The organism is Flavobacterium tiangeerense (assembly GCF_007830355.1).
Lineage (GTDB): Bacteria > Bacteroidota > Bacteroidia > Flavobacteriales > Flavobacteriaceae > Flavobacterium > Flavobacterium tiangeerense.
Genome location: NZ_VLKO01000012.1, coordinates 1 through 14600 on the forward strand (window position 1 = coordinate 1; position 14600 = coordinate 14600).

The 14600-nt window shown below is 36.6% G+C and carries 9 protein-coding genes; all 9 read right to left on the reverse strand.

Features of this window, described 5'->3' with window-relative positions:
- Positions 1-933: 933 nt before the first annotated feature.
- A complete protein-coding gene (locus tag IQ05_RS13595) occupies positions 934-1317 on the reverse strand; it encodes an HU family DNA-binding protein (protein WP_086452733.1) in 384 nt (127 codons plus the stop codon).
- 2741 nt (positions 1318-4058) lie between these two features.
- The gene (locus IQ05_RS13600) at positions 4059-4553 is read right to left on the reverse strand and encodes a UpxY family transcription antiterminator (RefSeq protein ID WP_317133645.1); all 495 of its coding nucleotides are present in this window, start codon (positions 4551-4553) and stop codon (positions 4059-4061) included.
- Between the two features lie 837 nt (positions 4554-5390).
- Positions 5391-6398: a mannose-1-phosphate guanylyltransferase gene (locus IQ05_RS13605; RefSeq protein ID WP_144893870.1), complete on the reverse strand. Its 1008-nt coding sequence runs from the start codon at positions 6396-6398 to the stop codon at positions 5391-5393.
- 96 nt (positions 6399-6494) lie between these two features.
- On the reverse strand, positions 6495-7778 hold the full coding sequence (locus tag IQ05_RS13610; protein ID WP_167496948.1) for a nucleotide sugar dehydrogenase: 1284 nt from the start codon (positions 7776-7778) through the stop codon (positions 6495-6497).
- A 280-nt stretch (positions 7779-8058) separates the two neighbouring features.
- Positions 8059-9450 carry a UDP-glucose 6-dehydrogenase gene (locus tag IQ05_RS13615; protein WP_086452735.1) on the reverse strand — a complete coding sequence of 464 codons (1392 nt, stop codon included), beginning with the start codon at positions 9448-9450 and terminating at the stop codon, positions 8059-8061.
- An 82-nt stretch (positions 9451-9532) separates the two neighbouring features.
- Positions 9533-10516: an SDR family oxidoreductase gene (locus IQ05_RS13620; protein WP_144893872.1), complete on the reverse strand. Its 984-nt coding sequence runs from the start codon at positions 10514-10516 to the stop codon at positions 9533-9535.
- A gap of 22 nt (positions 10517-10538) precedes the next feature.
- Positions 10539-12986, reverse strand: a complete 2448-nt coding sequence (locus IQ05_RS13625) for a polysaccharide biosynthesis tyrosine autokinase (protein WP_144893874.1) — start codon at positions 12984-12986, stop codon at positions 10539-10541.
- A gap of 15 nt (positions 12987-13001) precedes the next feature.
- The gene (locus tag IQ05_RS13630; protein WP_144893876.1) at positions 13002-13790 is read right to left on the reverse strand and encodes a polysaccharide biosynthesis/export family protein; all 789 of its coding nucleotides are present in this window, start codon (positions 13788-13790) and stop codon (positions 13002-13004) included.
- Between the two features lie 72 nt (positions 13791-13862).
- Positions 13863-14483 carry a recombination mediator RecR gene (gene recR / locus IQ05_RS13635; protein ID WP_144893878.1) on the reverse strand — a complete coding sequence of 207 codons (621 nt, stop codon included), beginning with the start codon at positions 14481-14483 and terminating at the stop codon, positions 13863-13865.
- Positions 14484-14600 lie beyond the last annotated feature (117 nt).

Consider the following 14600-nt stretch of genomic DNA (forward strand, 5'->3'; position numbering starts at 1 on the left):
ATTAGTTCAAAGTTTAAACAATAACTCCTCATAAAATCTATTCGGAAAAACCGCCCTTAAATTAAAAGCATAGAAAACAACGATAAAGCAAAGTGTCAGCAGTCCGCGAGATGAGGCTAAAAGCCGAACAGCTCGGGCTGCGGAGCGACGCTTTGAGGTAGTTTTTGCGCTTTTGATTTTCAGGCTTGAAATCGAAGATTCATGAACACAAAAAAATCAATATTAACCCGTGAATAATTTTTGTTTCTTTTGAAATGTCAATTCACGAACACCAATAAATCAATAACTCGTGAGTAATCAAGACAAAAGAAAAGAATGAACCTGAAAAATGAAATGTAAAGAGATTGAAAAATAACTCCTCCAGAAATAAAATCAAAATCAACCTCACAACACACTTTACAAACTTCACTTCTCTTCCAAACCACTATACAATCTATAAACAAACACCACTTATTTTAATATTAAATTTATGGAAAACACCGCCACATATTGAAACTTTTCGCTACATTTGAACTCTGATTTAACGAATAACTGGAATTATTCGAGGTCTTAAATTCACTCCATTGCTCAAAAAAACAGGGTTCTAGTCCGTATTTTTGAGCTTTTTTTATGGCTAAAGACCATCCATTTGACCTTATTTAAATTAATAATCTCACATAAAATCTTCCTGTTTAACAAGATACAGCCGAAATACACACACTATTAAGCGTTTTTTTAATCCAAAAAGACCAAAAAAGGATTTCAAACACTTTTTAAAAAATCAACTTGACGGTATTTTTACATCGTCTTGATGAACTTTTTACTTCATCAAGACGAATTTTTTTTTGCATCAAGACGATTTGAACGCTATTTTGACATTATTGGGCATAAAAAAACCTCGAATACTGGAATATTCGAGGTCTTAAACTCAGTCTTTTACTACTGAACAGGGTTCTAGCCCACTTTTCTAAAAGATAAATCCTTTAGCATGCTGCGCATTTTCTTGCCTGGACGGAAGAGCACACGCGTTTTTTTGATGGCTGCTGTTGATACCTCATCAGCAACATCCTTTCCTTCGGAGCTAATGCCCACTTGAAAATTGCCCAAACGGCCTAACTTCACAATGCGACCTTGACCCAGTTCGCCAATGATGTTGTGTTCTAGAGAAGCGAGTACGGCGTAACAATCAGAAGCCGTCAAGGTACTCTGATACGAAATCAACTCTGCTAGTCTTTCGAAATCAACATCGCCATCTGCAACTGCAGCGGCATAAAATTTTTCCGGAGCCACTAAGTCTCTCGGGTTCTTCCTTGGAAGAATTTTGTATTTAATAGCCATAATTTTTGGTATTAAATTAATAAATAAGTTTGTCTTAGTATACGTACTAAAGTATCTAACTGACTTTACAAACATAATATACTTTTACTGTAAGTAAAAGCCAAACTTATTCACAATTGAGGCTTGTTTTTAACAACAAAAAGAAAAGTGTAAATAAATACAAAACCCTCAACGACAGTATTTTAATTTTACAAAAAACTCGTTAAGCCCTATAAAACATAGGTTTTCCCGCAAAGACGATTAAGAAAAGTATTTGAGGCAGCTTAATAACATTAGCACTTGCAGCATAAAAAATCTAGAGCATTTTAAGTTACTTGCATCAAAAGTATTCAAATACACTGAAAACCTGCTACAGGAACTTTAGCGACCCCACCGGAACCACGTGATGATTCTTGTAAAATACTTGTACGTTTCAAATATTACATAAAAAAACAATAGCTTTTATACGTTTTTACACCACGATTTCTAAATGTCCCAAATGTCATTTATCAATCACCATTTAGAGCGTGTTTACTAGATTAGTCCTAAGTGCAGCGTGTTCAGTTTCAAGTTTCAGTTCACAGTATACAGTTGACAGCTGACAGTTTGCAACTTACAGTTCACAATTTACAATTTACGAATAGAACTGCTACTTATACGAATAGAACTGCTACTTATACGAATTCGAAAAAACGCCCTTAAATTAAAAACGTAAAAAAACAACGAAAAAATGCAGTGGCAGCAGTCCGCAAGTTGAGGCTGAAAGCCGAGCGGCTCGGGCTGCGGAGCGGAGTTTTAGAGGTAGTTTTTGAGCTTTTAATTTTCAGGCTTGATCTTTTGTTCATTTTGAAATGTCAATTCACGAACACCCATAAATTAATAACTCGTGAGTAATCAAGGTAAAAGAAAAGATTAGGCATAAAAAAAAGGCCGTCTGCTACAATGAAAGCGTGTTGGTGGGATTCTTCTTTCGTCAAAATGACAAAATTGGAGGTGAATCGTAAAGAATGAATAGCGCATTGCGTTTAGTAAAAATTAACCTCCTGTGATTAACAATACGTAAAACCGCCCTTAAATAAAAAGCATAAAAAACAACGAAAAAGCAAAGCGGCAGCAGTCCGCGAGTTGAGGCTGAAAGCCGAACGGCTCGGGCTGCGGAACGTAGTTTTAGCGGTAGTTTTTGCGCTTTTGATTTTCAGGCTTGATCTTTTGTTCGTCAGATCCTGAGCGCAGTCGAAGGGGTGATCAAGGTAAAAGAAAAGAATAGGCATGAAAAAAAAGGCCGTCTGCTACAATGAAAGCGTGTTGATGGGATTCTTCCTTCGTCAGAATGACAAAATTGGGGGCGAATCGTAAAGAATGAATAGCGCATTGCGTTTAGTAAAAACTAACCTCCTGTGATTAACAATACGTAAAACCTCCCTTAAATAAAAAGCATAAAAAACAACGAAAAAGCAAAGTGGCAGCAGTCCGCAAGTTGAGGACGTAGTCCGAACGGCTCGGGCTGTGGAGCGGCGCTTTGAGGTAGTTTTTGCGCTTTTGATTTTCAGGCTTGATCTTTTGTTTCTTTTGTATCAAGACAAAAGAAAAGAGTAACCTAGAAAAACGAAATCGTCTGCTAAAATGAAAAATATGTGGAGATGCTTCGTACATCAGCATGACAGAATGGAGAGTTGATAGCCGAAAGTCATCAGTATTCAGTTTAGAGTTTACGTTCACAATTTATAAAAAGAACTACTACGTATACGAATTCGGAAAAACCGCCCTTAAATTAAAAGCATAAAAAACAACGATAAAGCAAAGTGGCAGCAGTCCGCAAGTTGAGGACGCAGTCCGAGCGGCTCGGGCTGTGGAGCGGCGCTTTGAGGTAGTTTTTGCGCTTTTGATTTTCAGGCTTGATCTTTTGTTTCTTTTGCATCAAGGCAAAAGAAAAGAGTAACTTAGAAAAACGAAATCGTCTGCTAAAATGAAGGACATGTGGAGATGCTTCGTACCTCAGCATGACAGAATGGAGAGTTAATAGTCATCAGTATTCAGTTTAGAGTTTACGTTCACAATTTATAAATAGAACTGCTACGTATACGAATTCGAAAAAACGCCCTTAAATTAAAAACGTAAAAAAACAACGAAAAAGCAAAGTGGCAGCAGTCCGCAAGTTGAGGACGTAGTCCGAACGGCTCGGGCTGTGGTGCGGCGCTTTGAGGTAGTTTTTGCGCTTTTGATTTTCAGGCTTGATCTTTTGTTTCTTTTGTATCAAGACAAAAGAAAAGAGTAACCTAGAAAAACGAAATCGTCTGCTAAAATGAAAAATATGTGGAGATGCTTCGTACATCAGCATGACAGAATGGAGAGTTGATAGCCGAAAGTCATCAGTATTCAGTTTAGAGTTTACGTTCACAATTTATAAATAGAACTGCTACGTATACGAATTCGAAAAAACGCCCATAAATTAAAAACGTAAAAAAACAACGAAAAAACGGAGTGGCAGCAGTCCGCGAGTTGAGGAGGAAGCACAAACGGCTCGGGCTGCGGAACGTAGTTTTGAGGTAGTTTTTAAGTTTTTAATTTTTAGGCTTGATCTTTTGTTTCTTTTGAAATGTCAATTCACGAACACCAATAAATCAATAACTCGTGAGTAATCAAGACAAAAGAAAAGAACAAACATAAAGAGATACTTCGTCCCTCAGCACTACATAATAAAGAATTGCATGTCAAATGCTACAAGTGATTAGTCTTATGTTGTTGTCATTTAATTAAGAAAGTTATTTCTTCTCTACTTTTAGCACACAACCCAAAGATTCCAACACCAGCAAATAATGGTTTTGTTTGACTTCTTGAACAGTAGCCTCTTGATCTATAAATGGCCCAGATTCTAAAATAACTTTATCTCCTTTTCTCCACGTGTCAATAACAACATCAAATGTATCTGGGGCTGAAAGCCACTTCTGAATCGTTTCAATCTCTTTGTCTTTAACAATAGCAGGTTTCCCTAACCAGAACAAGTAGCGCACAACACCTGGAACATCAAAAACACTATTTCGCTCTTTTTCTGTAAGTCGAACAAAAATATAGGAATTGAACAAGGGTAGCTGTACCTTTTTTTTTCGATCAGACCATTGCGTAATTTTAGTAATTATTGGACAATAGGCATTAACTCCCATTTCCGTCAAACGTTCTGCTACTTTTTTTTCCGATTTTGGTTTGGTATACAGTACATACCAATTCATCATTACATCCATATCCATTGTACAATTCAAGAATGGACAAATATAATACTCCAATTGCGATAATACAGCAGTTGTAGTTGTTTTTTAAGATGAAAATACTGGGATTATGAACACCTCTTTACACATCTGGGGTTTAAGTAAAAAGTTTTCAGTTTTCAGTTTTCAGTAATTAGTCCTAAGTGCAGCGTGTTCAGTTTCAGGTTTAAAGTTTAAAGTTTCAGTTCACAGTTTACAGTTCACAACTTATAAATAGAACTGCTACATATACGAATTCGCAAAAACCGCCCTTAATTAAAAACGTAAAAAAACAACGAAAAAAACGCAGTGGCTGCAGTCCGCGAGTTGAGGGGAGAAAAGTGTTCCGTATTCAGTGCACAGTATTCAGTATTTGTCCTTATTTAAGAATTTTCAGTTTAAAGTTTAAGGTTTCAGGTCACAATTTATAAATAGAACTGCTACGTATACGAATTCGGGAAAAGCGCCCTTAAATAGAAAGTATAAAAAACAACGATAAAGCAAAGTGGCAGCAGTCCGCGAGTTGAGGCTGAAAGCCGAACGGCTCGGGCTGCGGAGCGACGCTTTGAGGTAGTTTTTGCGCTTTTGATTTTCAGGCTTGATCTTTTGTTTCTTTTGTATCAAGACAAAAGAAAAGAATAAACTCGAAAAACGAAATCGTCTGCTACAATGAAGAATATGTAGAGATGCTTCGTCCCTCAGCATGACAAAAGCTCTCCATAACTAAACAACCCCACAATCAAAACGAAAAATTTAATCGCTTGATTATTCCATAAACATGCATTAAAAAAATGTACCGAAAACAACTTCTTAAAAAAGTCTTTTCGGTACATTTTGATAAAGAGAAAACTATTACTCTAATAAATCAGAATTGCTTTTTTCTAATTCTGTATAAATATTTTTTACTTCTTGCGAGCTTTCTTTTTGTAAAATCAAATTGGCATTCTCTGTATGTACAAAAATTGCATTCTTCAACCCCACAAAAGCCGTATATACATCAGTTCCAATAACCATATTCCCATTACTATCAACAACCTGTCCTTTTGAAACCAAATAATCATAAACAGATTCAAAAGACCCTAAATCAGACCATTTAAACTCAGACGAAACCACTTTAATTTTCTTACTGCGTTCCATCACCGCATAATCCACACTAATAGAAGGAATAGCCATTGACAATTCTAAATCCAATTGCCCTGCTTTGTTGGCTTCCCAAACTTGCTTGGATTTTTCATATACTTCTGCATTATACAATTTCAACTCTTCTAAAAATACAGCAGCTTTAAAACAAAACATTCCACTGTTCCATAAAAAGTTACCATTCTTGATGAAATCTTTAGCAGACACTTTATTGGGTTTTTCTCTAAACGAAATTACATCATCTCCAGAGCGCTCTATATAGCCGTAACCTGTTTCGGGTTTAGTAGGAACAATTCCAAAAGTAACAATATATCCCTGTGATGCTTTTTCTACTGCTTCATTAATAGATTTTTCATAAGCTGTAGTGCCATCAATAATATGATCAGAGGGTGTAACGATTAAAATCGTATCTGGATCTGAAGCAAAGGCTGCAAAAGCAATTGCGGCAGAAGTATTTCTTGGAGTAGCTTCAATAATATCTACATAAGCTGTACCTGATTTATCTAAAACTTTTTTACTTAAATGACAATTATCTGTGTTTCCAACGACCATCACGGTGTCAGCCAAAGACCGGTTTCGATCTACGGTCATTTCAAACAAAGACTTACCATCAAACAAATCCAAATATTGTTTGGGTTGGCTTTTACGTGATAAAGGCCATAGCCTGCTTCCCACTCCTCCTGTAAGGATTACATGTGTAACTGAATTTGCATTTTTCATAGTTAAAGTATATTTAATTGGTAATCTTTATTTTTTTTCGAATAATACTAAACTTTATTCTTTCAAACACCTCACATTTACAGCGATTTTTAACCCTTACAAACGTCCATCAGCTCGCTCTCCTAAAATGCCTTTCACATCATATAGCAAACTTTTTTCACATTGCAAAGAAGAAAAATCCAGATCTATAAAAACAGTATGTGCTACCCCCAATACCACAGCATCAAAACGTTCTGTTGGTAAAGTAGTTGTAGTGGTTAAATTGTATTCTCTTGCCACCTCAACAGGGTTTGCCCATGGATCATAAATTGTAATTTGAATGCCATAATCAGCTAAAGCCTTTATAACATCCACAATCTTAGTATTGCGTACATCAGGACAATTCTCTTTAAAAGTAATGCCTAACATCAATAATCTAGCGCCATTGACAATAACTCCTTTTTTAATCATGAGCTTCACCACTTGCGAGGCCACATAATCTCCCATACTGTCATTCAAGCGGCGTCCTGCCAAAATAATTTCGGGATGGTAGCCAAACTCTTGTGCGCGTTGTGCCAAATAATACGGATCAACACCAATGCAATGCCCGCCTACCAATCCAGGTTTGAAAGGTAGAAAATTCCATTTGGTTCCTGCTGCTTCTAGCACTGCTTGAGTATCTATTTGCATCAAGTTGAAAATTTTTGCCAACTCATTTACAAATGCAATGTTGATATCCCGCTGGGAATTCTCGATTACTTTTGCCGCCTCAGCCACTTTTATGGATGGGGCCAAGTGTGTGCCTGCAGTTATCACCGATTGATACAATTCATTTACTTTCTGACCAATGACAGGAGTCGAACCTGATGTCACTTTCAGAATTTTTTCAACCGTATGCTCTTTGTCGCCTGGATTAATTCGTTCTGGAGAATACCCCGCAAAAAAGTCCACATTGAATTTCAATCCAGACTTTTTTTCCAATACAGGAACACATTCCTCCTCGGTCACACCAGGATATACCGTTGATTCATAAATGACAATATCTCCTTTTTTTAAAACTGAACCTACCGTTTCGCTGGACTTAAACAAAGGTGTTAAATCAGGTCTATTATTCTTATCTACGGGAGTTGGCACGGTAATGATAAAATAATTACAATCGGCTATAGCTGCTATATCCGCTGTGCAATACAGTCCGTTTTCATCACTTGGTGCGGTTCGCAAAACCTGTTGCAATGTAGTATCATCTATTTCTAAAGTACTATCAGTGCCCGCAGACAGACTTGCTATACGTGACTGATTGATATCAAAACCTACAACAGAGTACTGGGTAGCAAACAATCTTGCCAAAGGAAGACCGACATACCCCAAACCAATAACCGCTATTTTTATATGTTCGCTCAACTTATTCTTAACTATTTATTATTTAAAAGTACGCTTTTTAGCGTTGCCATACTCGGCTTTATGTTTTTTTAGGGTTGCGCTTTCGCATCATTCATTGCTTTTCCTTTAAGAAAAAACTCAAAAGGCAGTTCCCTTTTATTATTACTTTCGAAAAAAAAGCCTTAAAAACTATTTCAATTTAGTTTCTTGGTACACAAATGTAGCTAAAATAAGGTCTATTTCTGATACCGTTCAACGATGCTTTATGCTGCTTGGTGTCTACAAAAGAACAAACAACCGTTTAGGAGCCGATTCCTTGGTACACAAATCCAATGGCACGAAGTTGTGCTGCATCCAGCACATTACGTCCATCAAAAATAAATGCTGGTTTCTGCATCCCGTCAAATATTTTTTGCCAATCATAATTCGCAAATTCATCCCACTCGGTAAGAATAGCTATCGCATGGGCATTTGCACAAGCCTCATAAGGATTTGAAAAAGTAGTCACACACTCGGTATTTTGCTCAGGACTGCGTGTTTCTAAATAATTAAGATCCTCTAGTATCTTTTTAGAGGATACTTTTGGATCGTACACTGCTATTTTTGCATGCTCATTGATCAAATCATCGGCTACAAATATCGCTGCCGATTCTCTAGTATCATTGGTGTCTTTCTTGAAAGCCCAACCCAAAAAAGTAATTTTTTTATCAGAAACCGTATTGTACAGTGTTTGTACAATACCATTAGAGAAACGTCTTTTTTGATGATCGTTCATGATGATTACTTGTTCCCAATAATCGGCTACCTCATGCAATCCGTATGATTTAGCAATGTATACTAAATTCAAAATGTCTTTTTGAAAACAAGAACCGCCAAAACCAACTGAAGCTTTTAAGAATTTAGGTCCAATCCTACTGTCCATTCCTATTGCTTTAGCCACTTCATTAATATCAGCACCTGTTTTCTCACAGAGTTCAGACATGGCATTTACAGATGATATTCGCTGTGCCAAAAATGCATTGGCAGTAAGCTTAGATAACTCAGAAGACCATACATTTGTAGTTAATATTTTTTCTAAAGGGACCCAATTAGAGTAAACTTGAACCAGTGCCTCCATTGCCTTTTTCCCTTCTGGAGTAGCGTCACCACCAATTAAGATACGATCTGGCTGCAATAAATCAGTTACGGCCGTACCTTCCGCTAAAAACTCAGGGTTGGAAAGAATTTGAAACTGAACCCCGTTTCCGGTATGATCTAAAATACTTTTGATAGCCTCTGCCGTTCGAACCGGAAGTGTTGATTTTTCGACAACAATTTTATTATCTTTAGCTACGCGTGCAATTTGTCGTGCACACAATTCTATGTATTTCAAATCAGCCGCCATTCCCTTCCCTTTACCATAGGTTTTGGTAGGGGTGTTTACAGAGATAAATATGATTTGTGCTTCATCAATAGCTTGTTCCACTGCCGTAGAAAAAAATAAATTTCTACCTCGAGCGGTAGCAACTATTTCGCTCAAACCAGGTTCGTAAATAGGTATATTATCCGTATTGGGGTCGTTCCAAGCGGCAATTCGCTCTTCATTCAAATCCACAACGGTTACTTGTATATGGGGACATTTTTGTGCAATTACAGCCATGGTAGGACCACCTACATACCCTGCTCCAATGCAACAAATTTTTGTAATTTCCATTCTTTATCTATTAAGCGCTTATTTTAATTTTCTTTTTTATTTTTTTTGAAGTTTGAGAAGATTCTATTTTCTCTACTCCATCTTATTTTAGATGCTCCCAATACCACCCCACTGCCTCTTGCAAGCCTTTTTGCAATGAAAATTGCGGATTGTAGTGCAATAATCGTTGTGCTTTTTCAATGCTAGCCAAAGAGTGCGGAATATCTCCTGCGCGGTTAGGACCATATTCCACTGCTATATTCTCGATTTCAGGATCATACACCGATAAATACTGTTTTAAATAAGTGACCAAATTATTCAACGTATTCCTATCCCCGAAAGCAGTATTGTATACCGTATTAACGGCTTCTGGATTTTGTGTGAGCATGGCCAACTCATTCATTTGTATCACATTATCAATATACGTGAAATCTCTAGAATAGTTACCATCTCCATTTATTTTAGGACTTTCGTGTTGCATCAACTGCATAACAAACTTAGGAATCACAGCAGCATAAGCGCCATTAGGGTCTTGTTTCCTCCCAAAAACATTGAAATAACGCAAGCCTATCGTTTCTAAACCGTATGATTTGCTAAATATTTCGGCATACAATTCGTTGACATATTTAGTAATAGCATAAGGTGACAAAGGCTTTCCGATAGTTCCCTCTACTTTTGGAAGGCCTTCTGAGTCTCCATAGGTAGACGAGCTGGCTGCATACACAAAACGTTTTACTTTATGATCTCGAGCAGCGACTAACATATTCAAAAAACCAGAAACATTTACTTCATTACTGGTAACAGGATCGTTTAATGATCTTGGTACCGAGCCTAAAGCAGCTTGGTGCAACACATAATCCACTCCGTTTACGGCTTCCATACAAGTGATTGCGTTACGAATATCACCTTCTATCAATTGAAAACTAGGATTATTCAAACAGTTTTTTAAATTATGCAGGTGTCCCGTGGCAAAATTGTCCAAACATACTACTTGGTACTTTTTATCTAAAAAATACTCGCATAAGTTAGATCCAATAAAACCCGCTCCACCGGTAACCAATATCTTTTTTTGCACTTCGTTTGCCATGCTATATTTTATTTCACTGCTATTATACGTTGTTCTTTTTGGCAATGTCTTTTATTTTTTGGAACCAACTTTTTGGCTTTTCCTCTTCATAATAAGATTTATCATAAGAGCCATAACCGTAGCCATAGCCTGTTCCGTATTTAGCTTTGTTTTCTTGACCGTTTAAGATGATACTTGTATTGTTCAATTCCCCGCGCTTAATGCGGTTATTCAATAAAGAAATCATGTCTTTTTTAGTGTAATTTTGACGAACGATATATAAAGTCACATCACAATATTGTGCCAATTCAAGCGCATCAGAAACCAATCCTACTGGTGGCGTATCCAATATTATATAATCGTATTCTTGCTTTAAAGCGTTAATCAATTCCTCCATACCCTGACTTATGATCATTTCTGAGGGGTTGGGTGGTATTGGTCCGGATAATATTACGTCTAAATAGGGTATGTGCGTTTTATTGACAATCTCTTGAATTGATTTTTGCTTGATAATATAATTCACTACACCTACTTCATTTGACAAATTAAACTCTACTGCGAGTCTAGGTTTACGTAAATCTAACCCAATTATAACAGTCTTTTTTTCGCTCAAGGCAAAAACCGTGGCGATGTTTATGGAACAAAACGTTTTTCCTTCACCACTTATTGAAGAGGTAATCATCAACGTTTTAGCACCATCGACATTTTGTTGTTTGTACAAAAACTGCAAGGAAGATCGAATGGCTCTAAAGGATTCTGACAATGCTGATTTTGGTTTGTCGAAAACTGCCAAGTTAGATTTCTCTTTATTGACCCCAACCACTCCTATCAATGGAATCTTGGTCATCTTATTAACATCATCGCTATTTTGAATAGCGTCATTAATAAAGAAAATAAAAAAAACGGCTATTAACGGAATCAAGATTCCAAGGAAAAGTGCCAAAATATAATTTACAGATGTTTTAGGCCCCACTAATCCACCACCCACATCTTTAGCAGGATCTATAAAATGGATGTCTGATAAATTGGCTGCTTTCACAATATCAGCCTCCGAGCGTTTTTGTAGAAAAGTATTGTATATGTTGTCACTCAAGTCATACTTTCTTTTTATTTTTATAAGTTCTTGTTGGTCATCGGGTAGTTTTTTAATAGTACCTTCTGTAGCATTGATCTTACTGCTTACTAAAGCCAAATCATACTGTAAAGAAGATTTAGCTGTGATGATATTTTCGAGCAACACCCTTTTTACAGCGTCCATTTGGCTATCAAACTCTTGAAAAATCTTTTCGCTTTTGACCGCATAGGCCATTTCAGACCTTTGCGTAGACAATGCAATTAATTTGGAAACATTTACTACTATGTTAGGATCATCAATTCCTGCCACAGATGGTGCTGGTAGTTTTGCGTAATTCACACTGTTATTTAAATAAGATTTAAGAGAATTGTAATAAACAATCTTACGATTGATTTCATCTTTCTTAACATCATATCCCAGGATTTGTTCCGAGAATTTAGTACCACCATCCTCAACATCGTAAATATTTTTTCCTTTTCGAAACGACTTTAGTTCATTACCCGTTTCTTTAAGTTGAGACTCCATGGCTATCAAGATACTGTCTATAAAAGCAATAGTATTTGTTGCAAATTTATTTTTACTATCCAACTGTCTTTTAATTAACATCTTGACTGTAGCATTCAAATATTCAACCAAGCGGGCTTTATTAGTTCCTTGCATGCTCAAAGTAATAATTGACCCTGCTTTTTCATTGGTTTGAACGTTAATTCCTTTGTATGCGGAAACTGTTCCGTCAAAATCATTGAATTGAACAAAATATTCATTTCCCTTGTACATTCCTGGATTTTCGTTTAGTTCCAATTGCCAGTTGAGGAAAGGCAAAACTACTTTTTGTCCTACTTTATATCGCTTTACAAACTCACCAGCAACTACATTAGTATTGCCATACGTGTGGGTATCGTATTGAATAACCCCTACGCTTGTGTTTTCAAAAGGAATTTTGATTTCATATTCATTCTCAGTCAAAAATTTAATACTGATTCGTTGACCTGCCAGTTGACCTTTGGTTTTGTCAATACGTACAAAAAAAGGAACCACTCCATAGGCATCTGTAAAATTATATTCCCCTTGAACTAAATAACTAATGTAGTACTGCAATTGATCTACTACGAGCTCATTGTGAGATCTGGATTGTAATGTAGTGGCAATGGTTTGTACTTGATCTGAGGTGCCTCCCCAATTGAAGACCAAACTCGTATTTGAGGTAAACAGAGGATTACTTTCTTCTTTAATGGCAATCATGGTTTCCATGCCATAGATTTTCTCTTTTCGGATGTTGACTTGATAAGCAATAGTCAATGCGATAGCTAAACTGATTAAAAACCAACGCCAATAGCTGCCAATTTTTATCAGAAAGCCTTTAAAATCAAAACTGACTTGGTTTTCGAAAATTGAAAAATCCTTAATGTCTAACATGTATCTTGTGCCTAATTAATTTCTTAACAATAAAAAAGTAGTTGTTGCTAATGACAACAAAGTGATAATCGTTCCTAAAGATTCTATACCCGTTTTCCCGGTTCCCCACGTTTTCTGTTTGAGCGGTTTGACATAAATATAGTCATTGGGTTGCAAATAAAAATAAGGAGATTGCATGACATTAATATCAGTAAGATCAATATCAGCCATTTGTACTCCGGTAGGCGTTTTTCGGATTACAGTAACAGCCTTCCTGTCTCCTGTTATGGTAATATCTCCTGCATTAGCAATGGCTTCCATAATATTTACCTGCTCTTGGAATAATATTTTGGTACCTGGAGCACCTATTTCTCCATTCATAGTAAAACGCAAACCTGCTAATTTAACGGTTACAAAAACATTGGCTTCTTTAGTAAAATAGTCGGATAAAAGTTGTTTCTCTATTCGAAGTCGAATGTCATCAAGGGTGTGCCCAATAACATTTAGCTCTCCCAAAACCGGAATGCGAATGTTTCCATGGTCATCTACCGTAAATCCATCAAAATACAAGCCTGCATCAGACTGACTTGGTTTTCCCCCATCATTTGCAATCGTAAAAATAGATGCTAGCTTTGGATCAATGGTTTTTATAGAAATGCTCAACACATCATTTACTTGCAAACGGTAAGGCTTTGAAGCCACCATAGCAATAGGAACTTCTACTGATCTATCTTTTTTTTGCAAATAAATTAAATCCTGCGTAGAAATGCATGACGTCATCAAAACACTGACTAACAATATTAAACAGCCTACAAATTTGTTCATTATTACTATTTTTATCCACAAATATAGCTTTTCATTTACGATATAAAAAGCCTCCTTATGGGATTGCGTTTATTAATTATTTTTTAATGATTTCTCAAAAGGTACACGATGTAAAATACTGCGTCCCAACGTCACTTCATCAGCATATTCTAATTCATCACCCACAGCTATCCCTCTAGCAATAGTAGAAACTATGATGTTGCTCGATGCAATTTGCTTGAAAATATAAAAATTGGTTGTATCCCCTTCCATAGTAGAGCTCAAGGCAAATATAATTTCCTGCACGGCGCCCGATTTGACCTTTTCAACCAATGCTGTAATATGCAACTGGCTGGGACCAACACCGTCAATAGGAGAGATTTTCCCCCCCAAAACATGGTAAATACCTCTAAACTGATTGGTATTTTCAATAGCCATAACATCTCTAATATCCTCTACCACACAAATCACCTCATGGTTTCTACTAGTATTAGAGCAAATCTCACACAGATCACTATCCGAAATGTTATTACAACTCACACAGTATTTGATATCGCCTCTCATGGATACTAGGGCTTGCGCCAAAAATCCAGTTTGCTCTTTAGGCTGTTTTAACAAATGCAAGACCAATCGCAATGCCGTTCGCTTCCCAATACCTGGAAGTTGCGACATTTCGTTGACTGCCTTTTCTAAAAGTTTTGATGAAAATTCCATACCTGCAAATGTAGCAATTTGTTTATTTGTTCCGCGCCATTATTCCCGATTCCTAAACTTTGGCCAAGCTATAATCGTGGTTTTATTTTTGCATCAATACACAGCGAAAAAATAAAA